The organism is Wolbachia endosymbiont of Zygogramma bicolorata, from assembly GCF_051130665.1.
Taxonomy (GTDB): domain Bacteria; phylum Pseudomonadota; class Alphaproteobacteria; order Rickettsiales; family Anaplasmataceae; genus Wolbachia.
The window spans coordinates 882,886-902,897 of record NZ_CP149530.1 but is presented as its reverse complement, the minus strand read 5'-3'; the positions used below and the strand labels follow the sequence as shown (position 1 = coordinate 902,897).

17 protein-coding genes, 1 pseudogene and 1 riboswitch are annotated in these 20,012 nt (G+C 36.6%); of the genes and pseudogenes, 4 read left to right on the top strand and 14 right to left on the bottom strand.

The features are described 5' to 3' along the window. Positions 1–23: 23 nt before the first annotated feature. On the bottom strand, positions 24–1,379 hold the full coding sequence (gene tnpC / locus WKH12_RS04270; protein ID WP_434732087.1) for an IS66 family transposase: 1,356 nt from the start codon (positions 1,377–1,379) through the stop codon (positions 24–26). Between the two features lie 161 nt (positions 1,380–1,540). Next, positions 1,541–2,605 carry a 5-(carboxyamino)imidazole ribonucleotide synthase gene (locus WKH12_RS04265; protein ID WP_264731642.1) on the bottom strand — a complete coding sequence of 355 codons (1,065 nt, stop codon included), beginning with the start codon at positions 2,603–2,605 and terminating at the stop codon, positions 1,541–1,543. A gap of 96 nt (positions 2,606–2,701) precedes the next feature. Here WKH12_RS04265 and apaG point away from each other — a divergent pair, with 96 nt between their 5' ends. After that, positions 2,702–3,103, top strand: a complete 402-nt coding sequence (gene apaG / locus WKH12_RS04260) for a Co2+/Mg2+ efflux protein ApaG (protein ID WP_253307374.1) — start codon at positions 2,702–2,704, stop codon at positions 3,101–3,103. A gap of 378 nt (positions 3,104–3,481) precedes the next feature. Here the strand turns inward: apaG and ltrA are convergent. The 11 genes and pseudogenes from ltrA to pgsA all read right to left on the bottom strand — a co-directional run. Beyond that, positions 3,482–4,603 (bottom strand): annotated as a pseudogene (ltrA, locus tag WKH12_RS04255) (group II intron reverse transcriptase/maturase); the annotation flags it as partial. A 1,186-nt stretch (positions 4,604–5,789) separates the two neighbouring features. Then, entirely contained in the window at positions 5,790–7,586 is a 1,797-nt protein-coding gene (gene lepA / locus WKH12_RS04250; protein ID WP_434732086.1) for a translation elongation factor 4, read from the bottom strand. 79 nt (positions 7,587–7,665) lie between these two features. After that, positions 7,666–9,069, bottom strand: a complete 1,404-nt coding sequence (locus tag WKH12_RS04245; protein WP_434732085.1) for a malonyl-CoA decarboxylase — start codon at positions 9,067–9,069, stop codon at positions 7,666–7,668. A gap of 980 nt (positions 9,070–10,049) precedes the next feature. Then, positions 10,050–10,739, bottom strand: a complete 690-nt coding sequence (locus WKH12_RS04240) for a thiamine diphosphokinase (protein WP_434732084.1) — start codon at positions 10,737–10,739, stop codon at positions 10,050–10,052. Further along, positions 10,720–10,995 (bottom strand): SemiSWEET family sugar transporter, encoded by a 276-nt coding sequence (locus WKH12_RS04235; protein WP_006280002.1) that lies wholly within the window; start codon positions 10,993–10,995, stop codon positions 10,720–10,722. Before WKH12_RS04235 ends, WKH12_RS04240 begins: the two co-directional genes overlap by 20 nt. Next, a riboswitch (TPP riboswitch) is annotated at positions 10,984–11,086 on the bottom strand. It overlaps the preceding gene by 12 nt. A 76-nt stretch (positions 11,087–11,162) precedes the next feature. Further along, positions 11,163–12,008, bottom strand: a complete 846-nt coding sequence (locus WKH12_RS04230) for an SPFH domain-containing protein (RefSeq protein WP_264688468.1) — start codon at positions 12,006–12,008, stop codon at positions 11,163–11,165. A gap of 7 nt (positions 12,009–12,015) precedes the next feature. After that, on the bottom strand, positions 12,016–12,876 hold the full coding sequence (locus WKH12_RS04225; protein ID WP_410529931.1) for a peptidoglycan DD-metalloendopeptidase family protein: 861 nt from the start codon (positions 12,874–12,876) through the stop codon (positions 12,016–12,018). 324 nt (positions 12,877–13,200) lie between these two features. Beyond that, positions 13,201–13,941, bottom strand: a complete 741-nt coding sequence (locus tag WKH12_RS04220) for a YebC/PmpR family DNA-binding transcriptional regulator (protein ID WP_264732597.1) — start codon at positions 13,939–13,941, stop codon at positions 13,201–13,203. A gap of 59 nt (positions 13,942–14,000) precedes the next feature. After that, complete coding sequence (locus WKH12_RS04215) at positions 14,001–14,708, bottom strand: outer membrane protein assembly factor BamD (protein ID WP_434732652.1); 708 nt, start codon at positions 14,706–14,708, stop codon at positions 14,001–14,003. 60 nt (positions 14,709–14,768) lie between these two features. Beyond that, complete coding sequence (locus WKH12_RS04210) at positions 14,769–15,767, bottom strand: hypothetical protein (protein WP_253309178.1); 999 nt, start codon at positions 15,765–15,767, stop codon at positions 14,769–14,771. A 100-nt stretch (positions 15,768–15,867) separates the two neighbouring features. Next, positions 15,868–16,410, bottom strand: coding sequence for a CDP-diacylglycerol--glycerol-3-phosphate 3-phosphatidyltransferase (pgsA, locus tag WKH12_RS04205; protein WP_253309177.1), 543 nt, complete (start codon positions 16,408–16,410; stop codon positions 15,868–15,870). A gap of 126 nt (positions 16,411–16,536) precedes the next feature. On the opposite strand from pgsA, the gene WKH12_RS04200 reads away from it, so the two are divergent. The 3 genes from WKH12_RS04200 (at position 16,537) to grxD (ending at position 18,495) form a co-directional block, all read left to right on the top strand. After that, a complete protein-coding gene (locus WKH12_RS04200) occupies positions 16,537–17,859 on the top strand; it encodes a malic enzyme-like NAD(P)-binding protein (protein WP_434732083.1) in 1,323 nt (440 codons plus the stop codon). Positions 17,860–17,937: 78 nt separating this feature from the next. Continuing rightward, entirely contained in the window at positions 17,938–18,156 is a 219-nt protein-coding gene (locus WKH12_RS04195) for a BolA/IbaG family iron-sulfur metabolism protein (protein WP_096641415.1), read from the top strand. Between the two features lie 15 nt (positions 18,157–18,171). Continuing rightward, on the top strand, positions 18,172–18,495 hold the full coding sequence (gene grxD, locus WKH12_RS04190) for a Grx4 family monothiol glutaredoxin (RefSeq protein WP_164224629.1): 324 nt from the start codon (positions 18,172–18,174) through the stop codon (positions 18,493–18,495). Positions 18,496–18,572: 77 nt separating this feature from the next. On the opposite strand, the gene tnpC (WKH12_RS04185) is transcribed toward grxD, so the two are convergent. Further along, positions 18,573–19,928 (bottom strand): IS66 family transposase, encoded by a 1,356-nt coding sequence (tnpC, locus tag WKH12_RS04185; RefSeq protein ID WP_434732082.1) that lies wholly within the window; start codon positions 19,926–19,928, stop codon positions 18,573–18,575. Positions 19,929–20,012: the final 84 nt, after the last annotated feature.

Sequence of the window (20,012 nt, the reverse complement as noted above, 5' to 3'; positions counted from 1 at the left end):
GATTGTGAGAATGAATTAAAGAACTAAGCAGTGACAGCTACTAGATTCTGTAGCTTTTGAAAGGGGTTCTGGCCATTTAGACGTGATGTCAAAAATATCGACAACATTCTTTCCACGAATCTTTCTCCACGTTCTGACCAGGTGAAAAAGCTGTTTTTACGATAAATTACGTACCGTCTAATTTGCCGTTCTGCAAGGTTATTAGTTGTTTCTATCACTTCAGGTTTTCTTAAAAACTTCCACATCATATCCTCAGATCGTAACATCTTAGCGGCCATTCTTGAAGCTTGAGTGCTATTTGCAACTCTCGTCATTTTACGTAAAAAATGTTTTACCCTTTTCCGAATTTTTCCCACCAGTCGATAAAATCTCAAATTATCTATCAAATTTTGTTTTTTTGCCTTATCTACTACAAACACCTTATTGCTGAGCGATTTTAGTGCTTGGCCAATTTTGCTCACTTCAACATTTTTACTATGGGCAAATCTCTCAAAATCTCTTGCCAGATGTGCCCAACATATCTGTCTATTTTCACGATTGAAGTAATTGTATACAGCGTATCTATCGCTCACAAATATACCATCATATTCTGGCAGTAAACTCTTCAACACCTTCTTACCACGAGACTCGCTTACCTTCAGAAGTGTCAACGCTTTGTTTGTTATTACCCAACTCCAGCCTCTCTTTCCTTGATTTCTGTGCCCTGTTTCGTCTATATGCAAATACTCGCTTCCTTGCAACTCTTCCTTCATTTTCTCATATTCAGATGCACACTTCTTCGATACCCTGCGTTCAGTATTTGAGACTAAACCAAGGCTTATATTTAGATTAAAAATACTGCCCAAAATTTGCTGTACCTCTCTTTTTGAGTTAATAAAAAAGCCGCTAAGGCTGCTTATAACTGTTTTAGCATTGGGTCCTAGAAAATCTCTTGCAACACCTTCGGGTAAATTTGCTGTAATTCTTTTATTACATACTCTACAATGTCCTCTTTGCAACCTGTACTCAGTTACAATTGGCTTAATTTCTGGCAACTCTGCCTTCTGATGAATAATTTCATCTTCTAAAGTAATCTTACCTCCACACATACAAATTGTATCAATTGTGCATCTCACTACCTCGTCTGCAGCCATTAATTCACGCTTATGCACCTTATGTCCTGGCTGACCTCCTGGTTTTTTATCACTTTTCTTTTTTGCTTTCTTACGATATATATCTCGTGATGGTGGCAGCGATGAATTTTGCGAATTTAAGCCCAATTTGTCTTCTAATTCAACTATTTTTGCTTTCAAGCTATCATTTTCTCTGATCAGTGCTTTTATTTCTTCCTTGAGATTAGCGTTTTCTGCTACAACCTTTTCTTGCAGCACTGTTGTCATTTACCCATTCCATATTTAGCTTCCTATCTCTTTACACTTTTATACTTACTTTGTAAACCACCTTATCTCCGTGAACGGTTACCCAGTTTCAGCTACTTGCATCTGCGGCCCTGCAAATTGTAATGTTCGTACAGTTGTGGCGGAATGACGTAGAAAAACTATTAACTTAAATCTATATTGACATGTCCCATTTTACGCTTATCTCTAACCTCTTTTTTCCCATATATGGTTAAACTAGCTTTTTCGTTGCTCAAATACTTATGAGAATCATATATATCGTTACCTATTATATTTTTCGTCATACAAGGAAAGCGTAATACTACTTCCTGCATAGGTAGCCCGCATATTATCCTAACCAGCTGTTCAAATTGACTAACGTTACATGCATCCAAGCTCCAGTGGCAAGAATTGTGAGGTCTTGGAGCTAGTTCATTAACTAACAATTCGTTATCTTTAGTAACAAAAAATTCAATAGCCAGAATTCCTATTACATCGAGCGCATTTGCTATTTTCTTTGCAGCTCGTTGTACCTCTTGAGTTAATTTGCTATCTATTTTAGCTGGCACTGTTGAAGTATCAAGTATTCCATCAACGTGGTAATTTTCTGCTATAGGAAAAAAAGCTACTTTACCGTTTTTATCTCTTGCAACGACTATTGAAACCTCTTTCAGTAAATCAACACTTGCTTCAAGAATGTATTCTGTATTCCAATCAAAGGAAGCAAATTGCTTCACTTCAGAATCATTCTCAAGCACATATTGCCCTTTTCCATCGTAACCCATTTCTGTTGTTTTCAGCCTTGTTGGATAGCCAAAAGTTCTACTGCTTTTCAGTAGCTCATTATAATTTTGTATACTTTTGTATTCAGCAGTTTTTATACTCAAGCTTCTAATGAAATCTTTCTCTCTAAGCCTATTTTGCGCAATGTGTAACGCTTTTTTACCCGGATAAAAATTTACATCGATATCAATTGCACTACATGGAATATTTTCAGACTCAATAGTGACCAAATCCACACTCTGTGCAAAAGATTCAAGCGCTTTCTTATCAGAGAAATCTGCTATTGTGAAATCATCAGCAACAGAGCAAGCCGGATCGTCCTTAGCACTGGCAAAAACATGTGTTTTTTGTCCAAGTTTTGTTGCAGCGATAGCAGTCATTTTACCTAATTGTCCACCACCTATTATTCCTATTACTTTTTTGCTAAGCGCATCTGGTTCGTTCATACTATAAATTGATATTTCCTAATTAAAGTATACTTGAAAAATCTATGAAAAAAGTATATAATTAAAATACTATCTTTTTATCATGAATATTCTATAATGATAGAGTACACACTAACTACCAACTTTGTTGAAGTTACAGTTTTACCAATTTATATTGAAGAGCAATCCATTCCTTATGAAAATTGCTATATATGGATGTATAACGTTAAGATAAAAAACAAAAGCCAATCAACTATTCAATTATTAAGTCGTCATTGGCAAATAATAGATTATAAGGGAAAAATAAATGAAATTGCCGGAGTTGGTGTTATCGGAGAACAACCTGTGATAAAATCTGGAGAGGTATTTAAATACACAAGTGGAACATACTTAAATGCACCGTCAGGAATAATGCAGGGTAAGTATGAATTTCTGAATGAAGAAAGCATAAAAATTTTTGAGGTTATGATACCACCCTTTTCTTTGGATAGTCCATACGTCAAAACTAGACCCCATTAACTATCAAAATAGTTTATTTGTAACCGTTCACTGTTAGACTGCATTCTGTGATTTTTAGCAAAACATGATCTTTCATTTGAACTTTCTTCAATTTAAAATAAATACAGAAACTAGCTATCTTCAAAAATATGGTTGAATAATTGTTAATAATAGTGTATAATTATTAATATTTTCAAGCATTTTTGCCATGGCTCTTTCAAAATTTCTCGATCCTCGCAATGATTTGTGTTTCAAAAAAATCTGTAGGGTCGAGAACTGGCGCGCCTACTTTAGGGTTTGGTGGCTGATCCATTGTTTTCACAATAGGCCTCAATCCAAATTCCCATGTTAACGTTTCCAGCTCCCGCCTCGTCAAACGCAGCATGCGGTTTTCCCGCACTACGCTTTCCTAGCAGATTCTTTACCAAAGTTTATCACATATTGTACTGGTGATGCTTTCGGTTTGTAATACCTTATTCTGTAGTCTGAATATAGACCCAGCGTTTTGTATATCCATTCGCTACTCCACTTCTTCCACCCAAACCCTTTCTTTGCTTTCCTGGCTCGCATTAAGTTGCGTCTTACCTTCTTTTCCACCCAATGTTTTACGTAATTGAACTTTCGACCAGAGTTCCCTATCCTAAAGTAGTTTACCCACCCTCTCAATATCGGATTGATGTCATGTATCACTCTTTTTATCGGTTGCGATTTATAGCGCCGAAATATTTCCTTCAACTTGCGTAGCAGGTTTGTTCGTGCTTTCATCTGCGGTGTTTTCCTGACATTCCATTTTCCTTGTCTTGTGATATTCTCTTGAAAATCAAACCCTAGGAAGCTAAATGTTTCTCCTTTCTTTAGGTTGATGACTTTTGTCTTTTCTTCATTTACGCTCACTTCTAGTTTTGCTAATTCTTCTTCCAACCTTCTGTATACTGCTCTTTCTAGCCATTCCCGTTTCGGGTGTTCACTAATCAGTATCACTAAATCGTCTGCCCATCTGGCATATTCCATACGTTGGTACTTTCCTTCTTTGGTCACCTCTTTTGCTTTCTCCAACATTTTATCTACCTCATTTAGGTATATATTGCTTAGTAGTGGCGAAAGTGGTGATCCTTGTGCTATTCCTCGTTTTCCTCCTGTTTTGAGGATTAGCTTAATCATGCGCATGATTTCTTTGTCATTTATTCTTTTGGCAATCTTTTCCATCAGAATATGATGTCGCACATTGTCGAAGTAGGATTTCAGATCTACGTCAATTACTTTTGTATTGCCTTTGATTGCTGCTTCCGTTACTTTTTGTACTGCTTCATGCGCATTACGCTTAGGTCTATACCCGTATGATCCTTTTTGGAAGTCTGATTCGAATATCGGTTCAAGTATTAGCTTCAGTGCTGTTTGCACTATTCTATCCCGGATGCAGGGTATGTTCAACTTTCTGAATTTTCCTCCAGATTTTGGTATTTCCTTCCTCCGGTTCCTATTTGGGCTATAGGTCTTGGTTATTAGTTCGTGTCTTATTTGTTGAAGATACTTTCCTAGGGTTCATCCCTATACCTTAAATTTAGATATTGCAATTATATCTAAAATACTATAATTTTTAGTAAAGCTAGCATAAAGATTGAATAACAAACGGTGCCACAAAAGTAGTTGACACACAACTGCACGAACATTGTAATATGGTACAACGTTACAACGATGTCATGAAAGTAGCTGACACATAACTGTACGAACATTGAGATATAAGAGTAATTGTACCAAGAAAAAAGATATCATCCGAGTAGCTTGACTACTTGGATCCAGGAAACTTAACTCTACACCAAGTAAATGTACAATAAGAACTAGATTCCAGACTGGAATGACACCCTACTTAACCGTCATACCGCGATTCATTCGCGGTATCTCTTAGCATAGATCCCGCTAACACGTAGCGGGATGACAGCAATCCTACGTCATACCGTCACGGTATCTCATCCGCTAACACATAGCGGAATGACGAAGTTATCGTCATTCCACCGCGAACCGTCATACCGCCGCGGCGCTAACAAGAGATCCCGCTGCGGGATGACGAGGTCAGGGTGTCATGAAAGTAGCTGACACTGGTTTCCATCCAAGACAGCAGTAGCCCCTTCGGTGTCATTCCAGTGCCCAGACACTGGTTTCTATCCAAAAGGGTGTCATCCCAGTGCCTAGACACTGGGATCCAGGAATTTTATTAAGTTGGTAAGCATAAAAGTGTTATGTAAAATACAACGTTCTTGATGGGATTGCGTGAAATGCTGGGTCCCAGTGTCAAGCACTGGGATGACAAAAAAAGGAGCACTGGCATGACACCTCTCTTGGACTCTTTTAGCCACAAACATTAAGAAATTTACCAAACGAAAAAAAGGCAAAAGAAGCCCCGTGGTGCGAGTTTTGACTCTATATTACTGTAAGTGGCGCTGTAATAATGTGCTAACGCTTAAAATAAGCGCGATTTGGCTGAATGTAGAAAAAATTTAAAAGACATGCAGCCGCTATAATTTTATGTAATCCGCCAATAAATACCTGAGTTTTTTACTGAATTTTGTCGTTGAGCCTGCAGGTCAAAAACAAGTTTTGAGCCATAAATACCCTTAGTATCATAATAAGGGGGCTGGCGAAGGGTGTCAAGTAAGTTTTTTCGTTTCTAACGGTTGTTGCCAAAAACTATACAAGAAGTCTTTTAAGATCAATCACTTATCTTCAAAGCTTGAATAAAAGCATTCTGTGGAATATTTACGTTCCCTATAGAATGCAACCTTTTTTTACCCTTCTTTTGCTTTTCAAGCAGTTTCATTCTTCGTGTCACATCTCCACCATAGAGTTTAGCTGTTACATCTTTTCTATATGGATTAATCGTTTCTCTGGCAATAATTTTCCCGCCCACTGCCGCTTGAATCGCGATTTTATATTGCTGACGTGGTATTAGATCCTTCAAGCGTGCGCATATTTCACGCCCCCTTTTTTCTGCTCTGCTTTTGTGAGCGATACAAGCCAGTGCATCTACGGGCTCTCCATTAATTAAAAAGCTTAATTTATCTATTTGGCTTACCAGATAGCTGGAAATTTCCCAATCCAAACTTGCATACCCCTTGGAAATTGATTTTAATCGATCATAAAAGTCAAAAACAACTTCAGACAGTGGTAACTTATATCTTAACAATGCTGTTGTTGTGTTACCAATGTAAGATAAATCTTCCTGTTCTCCCCTCCTCTCTTCACATAATGATAGAATCTCACCTAAATATTGGTCAGGGACCATTATAGTTGCAGTAATCCACGGCTCTTCTACCATTTCAATCTTTGTTGGATCTGGCATGTCACTAGGATTATGAATGCTCAGAACTTCACCACCTTGCGTTGTAACCTTATATATAACACTCGGTGCAGTTGCTGTTAGATCTAAATCAAATTCTCTCTCGAGCCTTTCTTGAATAACTTCAAGATGCAACATTCCCAAAAAACCACAACGAAATCCATAGCCTAGCGCATTTGAAGTTTCTGCTTCAAAAGTAAAACTTGCATCATTCAAATGTAATTTTTCCAGTGCTTCTCTTAAATATTTAAAGTCGTCCGTTTTATTAGGAAAAATACTACAAAATACCACAGGGTGCACTTCTTTAAAACCAGGCAATGCCTCGCTGCACGGTCTTTTCTCTTCAGTAATAGTGTCTCCCACTCTACAGTCTGCAACTTCCTTCATTGAAGCAGTGATAAAACCAACTTCACCTGCTGAGAGTTCACCTGTCATTACTTTTTTAGGAGTAAAAATACCGATATTGTCCACTTGGTATGTAGAGTTATTAGACATCATAACAATCTTCATGCCCTTTTTTAGCACTCCATTTTTAATTCGTACTAAAATTACTACTCCCAAATAAGTGTCATACCAACTATCAACTAAAATTGCCTGTAGTGGAGCATTCACATCACCTTGAGGAGCTGGAAGTTTTGTCACTATAGCTTCTAATACATCCCTTATTCCAAGACCAGTCTTGGCTGATATTAAAACTGACTCACTTGCGTCAATGCCAATTACTTCCTCAACCTGGAGTTTTACCTTTTCTGGATCTGCAGCAGGGAGATCAACTTTATTGAGTACAACTATTATTTCATGATTGTTGTCAATAGCTTTATATACATTTGCAAGAGTCTGAGCTTCAACACCTTGACTGCTATCTACCACTAAAAGTGAGCCTTCACACGCTGCTAAACTTCGACTTACTTCATACGAAAAGTCAACATGACCTGGAGTGTCCATGAGATTTAGGCAATATTGATTACCGTCGTTTGCCGTATAATTGAGTTTTACCGTCTGTGCTTTAATTGTAATGCCACGTTCACGCTCTATATCCATTGAATCGAGTATTTGATTGATCATTTCTCTTGCTTCAAGGCCGTTACATTTCTCTATTAAACGGTCAGCAAGCGTTGACTTACCGTGGTCTATATGCGCTATTATTGCAAAATTTCTTATGTTGTTCATTTATGGCCTACTATACTTAATTAGTAAAACTATTTTACATTTTAAGTGTTGTGAGGGCAATTATTTATTAAGAGACTATTTACTCCTTCAACATAGACGACACTTTTTTCGAGCAGGAAATCACTTTATTAACCATATAGTTTTCATGATTGTTATCTATTTTAGGCAACTCATACAGATAATTCACCATCATTCCAGCCGACTGACTAATACCCTTTTCAGAAGTATCCGCCATCCAGTTTAATTGTTTTATTGATGCGCCATTGCTTAAATGAAAATGTGCCACCGGATCATAAGCATTTCCATTACTATTATTCACTTTTAGTAAATAATATGTACACAGTTTAAGCATGCATTGTTTAGTTTCATTTGTACATTCAACGTTAGTTTTTAATTGCTCTGCACTTTCTAAAATTTCTGCACTAGATTGTTTTATATTTAGTTTGCCCAATAAAGTGACATCTTGGTTTAGATTGTTTTTTAGCCATTTCGTAAAGCCAGGTATTGGAGAAAGAGTTGCGTATGTTTTTATACTTTTAAACTCTTGCGATAGCTTTTCTACAACCCTTTTGATCAAAAAATTACCAAGGCTGATTCCAGATAACCCTGCTTGAGTATTTGATATTGAGTAGAATATAGCAGTGCTTGCACTACTTGGATCACTTGAAGGTACTGATTCATCTAAAAGGTATTGAATGCTATCTGCAATCTTATTCACCAATGCAACCTCTACAAAAATTAGAGGTTCGTTTGGTATTTTGTAATGAAAGAAAGCAAAACAGAGACGATCAGAATCTAGTCTGTTTTTTAAGTCATCCCAAGAGGAAATTTTATGCACAGCTTCATATTTTATAAGTTTTTCTAGCAATGATGCAGGTGAATCCCAGGTGATTTGACGAAGATCGAGTAGATCAACATCAACCCAAGTATAGAGTATATTTTTTAATTCATTCTCTAGTGGATTCAAGCTTCTATATTGGTTCTTTAGCTTAAGCACATCAGAACGCATATCAACAATAAACTTGAGGCCTTCTGGTAGAGAAATAAATTGCTTCAATATTTTAGAACGCGGTGATTCAAGAATTTTTATTAAATCCTGTTCAAATTTATAGTTTAACTCGGGATCTTGATTTTCCTTGTACTCTTTTATTTTCTCATCTATTTCTTCTTTATGTAGACTAAATTTTTCTGCCAGGGTTTGCAGAAATTTTATTTTACCTTTCTCTGATAAGCTTAAGTACAAATTACCAAGAGATACAGCATTCTTACGTGCTGAAACCTCCCCTCCCTTTGGATTTAAGCACTCGTTCATCTTCAAGACTAAACTATCGATATCGCGACTGTTGCTTAAATCAGGACCGATATTACCAATCCACGATCTTACAGCATCTGCCACTTCACCTAGTATTTTAAAAAAGCTTCTTACCGCTTTTTTGTCTTCAACTTTCACTATATCAGTTTTTACCAATGATTCTTTTGTCATAGATTTCCTTTATTATACATGGCTAATGCAAGTCAGGTTTCCCTACGTCATACCGCCGCGGTATCTCTAGATCCCGCTAACAAGCAGCGTGATGACGAATTTGTCGTTTGTCAAATCGTCGGTAAACCCAAGTTATTTTAGCTACATATAGCTTAAGTTAAAGGAAAATTTTAGCTACATAGCAGGCACTATTACTGAATTATTAATAATTCAGTAATACAATAGACTTCTTGCACTACCTCCCAAGCCACAACTGTCATTCAGTAGAAACAAAAAACTTACTTGACAAACTCCGCCAGCCCCCTTATTATGATAGCAAGGGTATTCATGACTCAAAACTTGTTTTTGACCTGCAGGCTCAATGACAAAATTCAGTAAAAAACTTAGGGTATTTTTTGGCGGATTACATAAAATTATAGCGGCTGCATGTCTTTTAAATTTTTTCTACATTCAGCCAAATCGCGCTTATTTTAAGCGTTAGCACATTATTACAGCGCCACTTACAGTAATATAGAGTCAAAACTCGCTACTCGGGGCTTCTTTTGCCTTTTTTTTCGTTTGGTAAATTTCTTAATATTTGTAGCTGAACGACAACCGTCATCCCTGTAAAGGTCAAGTATCCCGCTACGTGTTAGCGGATGAGATACCGCGAATGAATCGCGGTATGACGGTCTGCGGCGGAATGACGGTTCGCGGCGGTATGACGGTTAAGCAATTCGTCATCCCGCTACGTGTTAGCGGGATCTATGCTAAGAGATACCGCGAATGAATCGCGATATGACGGTTCGTGGCGGTATGACGGTTAAGCAATTCGTCATCCCGCTGCTTGTTAGCGGGATCTAGAGATACCGCGGCGGTATGACGTAGGACTGCTGTCATTCAAGTAGCTGACACTGGAATGACACGTCATAAAGGAACCAGTGTCAGCTACTTGGATGATACCTTTTTTCTACTTAGTTTGGGTTATGCAAGAAGTCTATTTACTTCTTAACTTGACGCACATGATGTCTTGCAGCATCATCTACTGCTTCTAAATAAACCATCGCCAAACATATACCACTGTGTACTTCTATAGATAACTTATTGCCTAAACTTCGATTAAAGCAAGAATTCTTTCCTGGAAAAGCAAGGTTGCTAAGATGCAGTTCCCATTTTAATCCTTTGGTTGATATTTGAGCTCTCGGTATACCAAGTAAAGATATTTTAGTATCTTTCGGCAAAGAAAAATGGGTAATACTTTTTTGTAGGATGTAACCTACCATGGGAGGTAAAGGTGTGTAAAAGATACTGCCCGTACTTAGAAAAATGTTAATATTCTGTAGTATGTGATCAATTGTTCCTCCAGTAATACCCGTTACTATTGATGGCAATAACTTTACTGTTTTTAAGTGAGCCATTGCTTTAGAAAAGTCGCAATAATCTTGATCAGGTAGATATATCGTATTCAAATTAGCACGTAAATCCGGATTTACGCTATCCAAATCTCCTACTACAAGATCAGGTTTTACGCCAATTGATAGAAGCTTGTTTGCTCCTCCATCTACAGCAATAATAGGTATATCTCGTTTAAAAAACGATGAGCTCGGTATTTCTCCATTTAGCACTACAATAGAACGATATTGTTGTTGTGTACTGCAGTGCAGCACATGATCATGGTGCAGGTTTTGCATCGTAGTAACATTTTTGAATAATTGATATTATGCTAATCACTAATCCAGCAATATTGCTAAGCACCACAAAAATTGAGCTCTGGTAAAGACCATAGCCAATCCAAGACAATGAACAAATAAGATAGTTTACTAACATTAGCATCGATACATCACGAGTAACTTTAGTGATATATGCTTTATATACTTGAGGTGATAATCCAATTAGAGATGCAATTAACGCAATGAAGCCGAAGCATTCTTCAATATTTATATACATACATTTTCCTACGCTTGCTTTAACAATATCAGGTTCAAAGGGTTGTACTTTATGTACTCTCAGCTTTTCTAGAGCACCCCTAATGCGTGTAATTTATAACATCATTTAGTCTATTAATCAAGAAATTAATAGTGACTTGCATTCATGAAACCCAATCGGCTTCTATGCTAATTATTATCCAAACTAATCGTCGGTTGTGCATCTTGCTCAGAGATTAGGGCAACCAACAAATTATTTATCAATTGAACCTTTTGCTTGCCATCTAATTGTAAGCTTTTGTTTTTTTCAAAATGAGCTATTACTTCCTCGACAATTCCTATTGCATTTTGCACTATATGCCTTCTTGCCGAAGTGATAGCATGTGCTTGTTGACGCCTTAACATTGCTTGTGCAATCTCGGACGAATACGCCAAATGCGATATTCTTGCTTCTGTAATCTCAATTCCTGCAATATCTAATCTTTGTTGTAACATTGACCGCAATTCATCTGAAATTTTATCAGAATTTTTACGTAAAGATTCCTCATCGCTTTCGCTATCATACGGATAATTGCTTGCTAATTCTCTTATTACTGAGTCACTTTGTACAAAAACAAATTCGTGATAGTTGTTAACATTATAATACGCCTTTGCAGGGCTGTTTACTCTCCAAACAATTACTGCAGAAATCTCTATTGGACTTCCATTTGCATCATTCACTTTTATTTTTTCTGTGTTGATATTTTGAAATTTTAGGGAAACTATATATTTGCTTGAAAAGGGAAGCGTTACACATATTCCAGACTTAAAATAAGTTCCAATATAATGACCAAAAAACTCTATCACTCTTGCTTCATTAGGGTCATTAATAAAAAATCCTTGAAGAAAAGTCAAAATTGAAACAGCAGCAACTCCAAGCGCAATTGTGCTGTCATATGCAAAAAAAAGCAGCGATAAAATTAATCCTAGCGCTATTAGTACAGGAAAAAACCGGAGTTGACTTAAATTTCTATCGTTTATCGTATTCTTATCCATATTGTCTTTAAACTTCTTTTTCACTTGAACCCTCTCTGTTGATCGTTTTATTTATCTTATTTACAAATAGTTTAAACTCTCTTAATTCATGATCAGGCAATTTTACTTCAGTTTTATGCGCTATCGTAAGCGGATCGATGTGTTTGCCGTTATATATAACTTCGTAATGTAAATGGGGTCCTGTTGCAACACCAGTGCTACCAACATAGGCAATGACCTGCCCCTGCTTTACTTTAGAGCCTAACTTTATATCGCCACTAAATCTACTTATATGCGCATAACAGGTTGAATATTCATTTTTGTGTTTTATTTTGATGTAATTTCCATAGCCACCATTCTTTCCTATATATTCTACCACACCCTCTGCAGCAGCGTATATGGGAGTGCCAAGCTTAGCTGCATAATCCACTCCTTTGTGAAAAGCAATTTTACCGCGAACAGGATGCTTTCTATTGCCAAATTTTGAGGATATGCGATAATCTCCATTTAAAGGATTTGCAAAAATTTCGCCATTTTTTAAGCTTATTCCTTCTTTATTAAAATACCTTTCTTTGCCGTCTTGCGATTTATAATGATATAAACTAATAGCTTTCTTGTTTATTGTCAGTGAAGCATATAAAATCTTTTCTTCAGTCTTCTGATTACTGAGCGATCTCTCAAAAAGAACCTCCAATTTACTCTTCGGCACAATGTCTTTTTTAAAATCAACACCAAAATCTTTATATATGTTGATCAATTTTACCACTGTATTTGGCGCCAACCCTTGCTCAATTCCCGTGGCAAAAAAAGAAGATTTTATGGTGCTGGATATGAATAATAATCTTCTATCATGGTTGCTTTCTGTCACCTCAAAATTCTCTCCTGTCATTCCAGCGCTTGACGCTGGAATCCAGTTGTTATTATACAATCGCTTGGTGTGTCCATTTGTAATTGAATTTTCTGGATCCCAGTGTCTAGGCACACAACTGCACGAACATTGCAATTTGCGGGTGGTGTCATTCCAGTGCTTGACACTGGAATCCAGCTCTTTGACTGACAATGCTGCATAGTGTGCTTGAATTTTTCTGGATCCCAGTGTCTGGGCACTGGGATGACACCCTACACACTGGAACGGCACTGCAAGATCTGTTGATGTTTCAGCGGTATATAACGGTAAGATAAAAAGCAGTATAAATATAATCAGCTTCATCATTTAAACAGCATCAACAAAAGTAAAATTACCTTCAACATACTGTACATCATCATTATCTTCTAATTCTTCAACCAATGTGGATAATTTATCGATCAACTCTTTATCGCTAATTTCAACTAGATCCTTTGGTTGCCACGAAAGACGAGCAAGTTCTGGTTCTCCGAATTTTGCATAAAAGGCATCGCGTACTTTACCAAAATCTTTTATTTCACAAGTTATAACGTGTAATCCTTCTTTGTCATTTTCCTCAACATTCAATACTTCTAACTCGATCCCATAATTAAATAAATCATCAAAATTCACACCCTCTGCTTTATAGACGATTAAGCCTACATGATCGAAAAGGTAACTAACACTTCCTGTTTCTCCCAAGTTTCCACCCTTGCGAGAAAATATATAACGTACCTCAGAAGCAGTACGGTTGCGGTTATTAGTCAAGGCATGGACAATAAGTGCAGTGCCAGAAGGCCCATGACCTTCATATTGGATTTCCTCATAATTTTCTCCAGCAACGTTACCAGTTGCATTTTTTATTGCTGTTTCTATTTTATCTTTTGGTAGATTTTCCTTGCGTGCAGCAAATATAGCAGAGCGAAGGCGCGGGTTGAGTTCGGGATCGGGTAGCCCTTGCTTTGCAGCAACTGTTATTTCTCTAATCAGCTTCGTAAATTTTTGAGAGCGCTTTGCATCCTGAGTGCCTTTCCGATGTTTTATATTTGAAAATTGTGAATGACCAGCCATATTCAAATAGTTAAAAACCTAATTATATATCAAAGCATAGAAAAAGCTAAAGCAAATTTTCAAGCCTCTGGCTTGGCATCTTGCAGGTTTTCTGCTAATAACATACTTTCATACTGCTCAGCTTCTAAGTCAAGGCCAAGAGCTGAATGGGCTGCTATTAAATAGTTAATAGACTCAGAAAAATATTTAGAATCCTTATAGCTTGCTATATTCTGGAAACGCTTAATTGCTGCTAAATATTCACCACGCCTCAGGTAAAATTTACCGATAGAATACTCTTTTATTGATATATGTTCTGTGATTAATTTTGCTTTTTCCTTGATTTCATCTATATATTCGCTGTCTGGGAAAAGGTTAATGTACTCTGTAGCCAGCTCTAAAGTTTTATATGCAGTTTGCTGTCCAAGTTGCACTTTATTAATTTGCATGTAACAAGATAATACTCTTAAGTAGTATACATATGGTAAATCTTCACCATTTGAATAAACATATATATAATCATCCATATCACTTGCAGCACTGCTATAGTTACCCATGTTATAATGAGACACACCAGATAATAATTTTGCTTTCCTTGCCCAATAAGAGAAAGGGTACAAATCTTCTATCTTTTGAAATGCCCTAATAGCTTGTTTATATTTTTTCTGGTCAAAAAGTTCAACTGCTTCCTCATATAGTTCAGCTTCAGTTTTTTCAAGATCATCCGCATACGATTGTGTAAAGGAGCAAATTAGGAAAATAAAGCACGTGATTAAAGTCTTATACATAAGATTTTTTTCGATCAAAATAAAGTATAGACCTAAATATTACTTAAATAAATAAATTTCTTAGGCAATAGCCGGCCCTTCCTCTTTATAACTACGGTCAGAACTACCTGCATTCCTCGATTTACCTTGTCCTTCCACTTTTGGATCTTTCAGCGTTTTGCTGTAGGAATGTGTAGTTAATATCTGTACAACCATAAAAAGTGCAATACCTATCAAGCCTAAAGTAGGCCCAACAGCAGGATTTAAGGACGATGCTAATGCCATTAACATTATCCTTCTTATTAAAAATATAGAAGAACCAGCAAGCGCCAATCCGGCTACAGACATATTGCTAGTTTTCTTGCTAGATTTTTCATCAAGATTAGATTTTTCTGTTTCCTTTTTCTTATTTTTTTCATGCTCATCAATATAAGAAACAAGAGTTACAAGAAAAGCAATTGCATTGGCAAGAAATAAAATTGCATCCTCTGCTGCTTCAAGTGAAGATGTTTCACCCATTATCATACCTACAATAATCAGTGCAGTTGTTATAGCCTCAATATAGATCAAACACTGACCTATATCAGAAATATTGTGCTCTTTTTCCTTTACTTCCTCTCCATTTTCAATATTCTCCAACTCTCGTTCTTTTTGTGCTATTTTCCTATTATTGTAAATTAAATATAGCGTACAAATAAGAGATAGGACCATAGAAGGTAATATAGTGTGGCTTAGCGCGCCACTTATCACGCCAAGTAATACCTGATCGCTACATATTTTTTCCAGTTCAATAGCCATAAATAATGCAAATGGAACCATTGTTACCAATGATACACATTGTCTATATAGCTCTCTTTTTTTTAGTGTTAATAGCTCTTGTTCTAGCTTCTTCTTTTTTTCTGCTTCTCCTACTTTTAGCATTAATAACTCCTGTTCGAGTTTCTTCTTTTTTTCCGCTTCTTCTTTTAGTGTTAATGACTCTTGTTCTGACCTTTCTTTTTTGACTTCCTTATCAACTGTCAGCCAAAAATCCCCAAAAAAATCTTCAGGAGAAAACGTAGTCTTAAAGTTATCAGTCATATAAACCCTATTAACTAATATATTATACAGGATTTTAACTATTCAGTCAATATTATGAAAGTATTAACCACTTTTGTATATTAACTGTTTCTCAAGAAATTCAGTCAACCTGTTTGATGCCGGCTAGGATATAATTATAGCCTGACCACATAGTTATAATAGCTGCAACCCATAAACAAATTGCACCTATATATTGAGTTGTGTCGTAATCGTTCATTATTAGCGCTACTACAGCAACCATCTGCAAAAATGTTTTAATTTTGCCAGCTTTGCTTACAGGTAGACTAACATTTATAGCTATAAGGAACTCCCGTAAACCCGAAACTAATATTTCCCTACAGATGATGATAATCGATGGTACTATTGTAAAATCATTTATCTTCTGCTTATAAACTAGCATAATTATCGTTGAAACCACTATTAATTTATCAGCAATTGGATCAAATAGCTTGCCAAACTTTGATTGGACTTTCCACGCACGCGCCAAGTAACCATCAAAAAAATCCGTAATGCACGCAAACACAAAGATTGATATTGTTATCAGGCCTGCATATTTATTTTCTATATAAAAACTTAATATTATTGCTGGTATTGCAAGTGCACGAGAAATTGTAAGCAAATTAGGCACGTTTTTCTTAAGCATGTAATATCATCTTACGTAATAGGTAAACTTATACAGAAGTACAACAGAGTTCACAAGCTAATAGTTTACAATTGAACATTTATAAAAACTCCATATACTTAAAAATTACAAGCTTAAAATATAAGAATGAACGATGATTTAGATAATACCACAAAACAAGAGGCACTTAAGTATCACAGTAGAGGTGGTAACCCTGGTAAAATTTCAATCATGCCAACAAAACCTTTATCTACCCAGTATGATTTGTCACTTGCTTATTCTCCTGGCGTTGCAGCTCCGTGCCTTGAAATAGCTAAAAATCCTGAGGTTGTTTATGATTATACGGCAAAAAGCAATTTTGTAGCTGTCATTTCAAATGGCACTGCAGTGCTTGGGCTTGGTAATATCGGTCCTCTTGCTGCAAAACCTGTCATGGAAGGCAAAGCTGTTTTATTTAAGCGTTTTGCTGATATTGATGCAGTTGATATAGAAGTTGGTACAGAAAATATAGAAGATTTCATCAATGCAGTAAGGTACCTTGGGCCAAGTTGGGGGGGGATAAATTTAGAGGATATAAGATCTCCCGATTGTTTTATAATAGAGAAACGTCTGAATGAACTGATGGATATTCCAGTGTTCCATGATGACCAGCATGGAACTGCAGTGGTTGTTGCAGCTGGTATAGAAAATGCTCTTGATATTGTCGGAAAGAAATTAGAGGACGTTAAGATCATTATGAATGGTGCTGGAGCAGCCGGTATTGCATGTTTAGAAATACTAAAGTCCATGGGCGCTAAAAATATAGTGCTGTGTGATAAGCAAGGAGTAATATACAAAGGTAGAAACGAGGACATGAATGAGTGGAAGGAAAAATATGCAATTGATACTTCCGAACGTTCTCTACTTGATACAATAAAAGGCGCTGATGTATTCATCGGATTATCTGCAAAAGATGTTTTAAATGAAGAGATGTTAAAGAGTATGGGCAAAGACCCGATTATTTTCGCTCTCGCCAACCCCGATCCAGAAGTAAGGCCTGAGTTTGCAAAATCTGTGAGGCCAGATGCAATAATCGCAACTGGCAGGTCAGATTACAACAATCAAGTCAACAACGTAATGGGATTTCCTTATATATTCAGAGGAGCGCTTGATGTACATGCAACAACAATAAATGATGAGATGAAAATTGCAGCTGCAGATGCAATAGCAAAGCTTGCCCGTGAGCCAGTGTCTGACGAGATATCTGCAGCCTATGGCGGTCGTAAAATGAGCTATGGACGTGAATATATAATACCTACTCCATTTGACCCAAGATTAATTTCTATAGTATCTCCTGCTGTTGCAAAAGCCGCAGTTGATTCAGGTATTGCAAGAAAAGCAATACAAGATTGGAGTAAATATGAAAATCAATTGAAATCTCGCCTTGCTAGTGCACTTAACACGCTGAATCTACTGTCTTCACAATATTAGTAACCATATAATCAATAATTCAATTGCACCCAGTCGTTTTAGATTTATAATGAAAGTATTGTAATTTAAAGCAAATCAATGACTATTGCAATTCACGAATTAGAAAGGATCATCAAACAATCGTTCCCCGACGCTGATATAAAGGTTCATGACCTTGCTGGAGATGATGATCATTATCATTTAAAAATAACCTCCAAGCGCTTTCTTGGAAAGACAAAAATAGAACAGCATAAAATGGTATATAAAGCTCTGGAAGGTCAGTCTATACACGCCTTGCAACTGGAAACTAATACTTAAAAATAAGGTGAATTTATGAGCAGTTTTGAACAAATAAAAAAAGATATAGCGGAAAATGATGTGGTGTTGTACATGAAAGGCACTTCTGATTTTCCTCAATGCGGATTCTCTGGACTCGTCGTGTCAATCCTAAAAAAATTGAACGTGAAGTTTAAGTATATTAACGTGTTGGAGAATGATGAAATACGTGAATCTATAAAAAAGTTTTCTGATTGGCCAACAATTCCACAATTATATATAAAGGAAGAGTTTATCGGTGGTTGCGACATCACTCGCGAGATGTACGAAAAAGGCGAACTGCAAAATTTATTGAAGGAAAAAAAAATTATTGCGGAATAAGTACCAAGAAACCAGTGCCCAGACGCTGGGATTGGTATAACGTAACCGTTCACGGATTGTGAGAATGAATTAAAGAACTAAGCAGTGACAGCTACTAGATTCTGTAGCTTTTGAAAGGGGTTCTGGCCATTTAGACGTGATGTCAAAAATATCGACAACATTCTTTCCACGAATCTTTCTCCACGTTCTGACCAGGTGAAAAAGCTGTTTTTACGATAAATTACGTACCGTCTAATTTGCCGTTCTGCAAGGTTATTAGTTGTTTCTATCACTTCAGGTTTTCTTAAAAACTTCCACATCATATCCTCAGATCGTAACATCTTAGCGGCCATTCTTGAAGCTTGAGTGCTATTTGCAACCCTCGTCATTTTACGTAAAAAATGTTTTACCCTTTTCCGAATTTTTCCCACCAGTCGATAAAATCTCAAATTATCTATCAAATTTTGTTTTTTTGCCTTATCTACTACAAACACCTTATTGCTGAGCGATTTTAGTGCTTGGCCAATTTTGCTCACTTCAACATTTTTACTATGGGCAAATCTCTCAAAATCTCTTGCCAGATGTGCCCAACATATCTGTCTATTTTCACGATTGAAGTAATTGTATACAGCGTATCTATCGCTCACAACTATACCATCATATTCTGGCAGTAAACTCTTCAACACCTTCTTACCACGAGACTCGCTTACCTTCAGAAGTGTCAACGCTTTGTTTGTTATTACCCAACTCCAGCCTCTCTTTCCTTGATTTCTGTGCCCTGTTTCGTCTATATGCAAATACTCGCTTCCTTGCAACTCTTCCTTCATTTTCTCATATTCAGATGCACACTTCTTCGATACCCTGCGTTCAGTATTTGAGACTAAACCAAGGCTTATATTTAGATTAAAAATACTGCCCAAAATTTGCTGTACCTCTCTTTTTGAGTTAATAAAAAAGCCGCTAAGGCTGCTTATAACTGTTTTAGCATTGGGTCCTAGAAAATCTCTTGCAACACCTTCGGGTAAATTTGCTGTAATTCTTTTATTACATACTCTACAATCTCCTCTTTGCAACCTGTACTCAGTTACAATTGGCTTAATTTCTGGCAACTCTGCCTTCTGATGAATAATTTCATCTTCTAAAGTAATCTTACCTCCACACATACAAATTGTATCAATTGTGCATCTCACTACCTCGTCTGCAGCCATTAATTCACGCTTATGCACCTTATGTCCTGGCTGACCTCCTGGTTTTTTATCACTTTTCTTTTTTGCTTTCTTACGATATATATCTCGTGATGGTGGCAGCGATGAATTTTGCGAATTTAAGCCCAATTTGTCTTCTAATTCAACTATTTTTGCTTTCAAGCTATCATTTTCTCTGATCAGTGCTTTTATTTCTTCCTTGAGATTAGCGTTTTCTGCTACAACCTTTTCTTGCAGCACTGTTGTCATTTACCCATTCCATATTTAGCTTCCTATCTCTTTACACTTTTATACTTACTTTGTAAACCACCTTATCTCCGTGAACGGTTACTA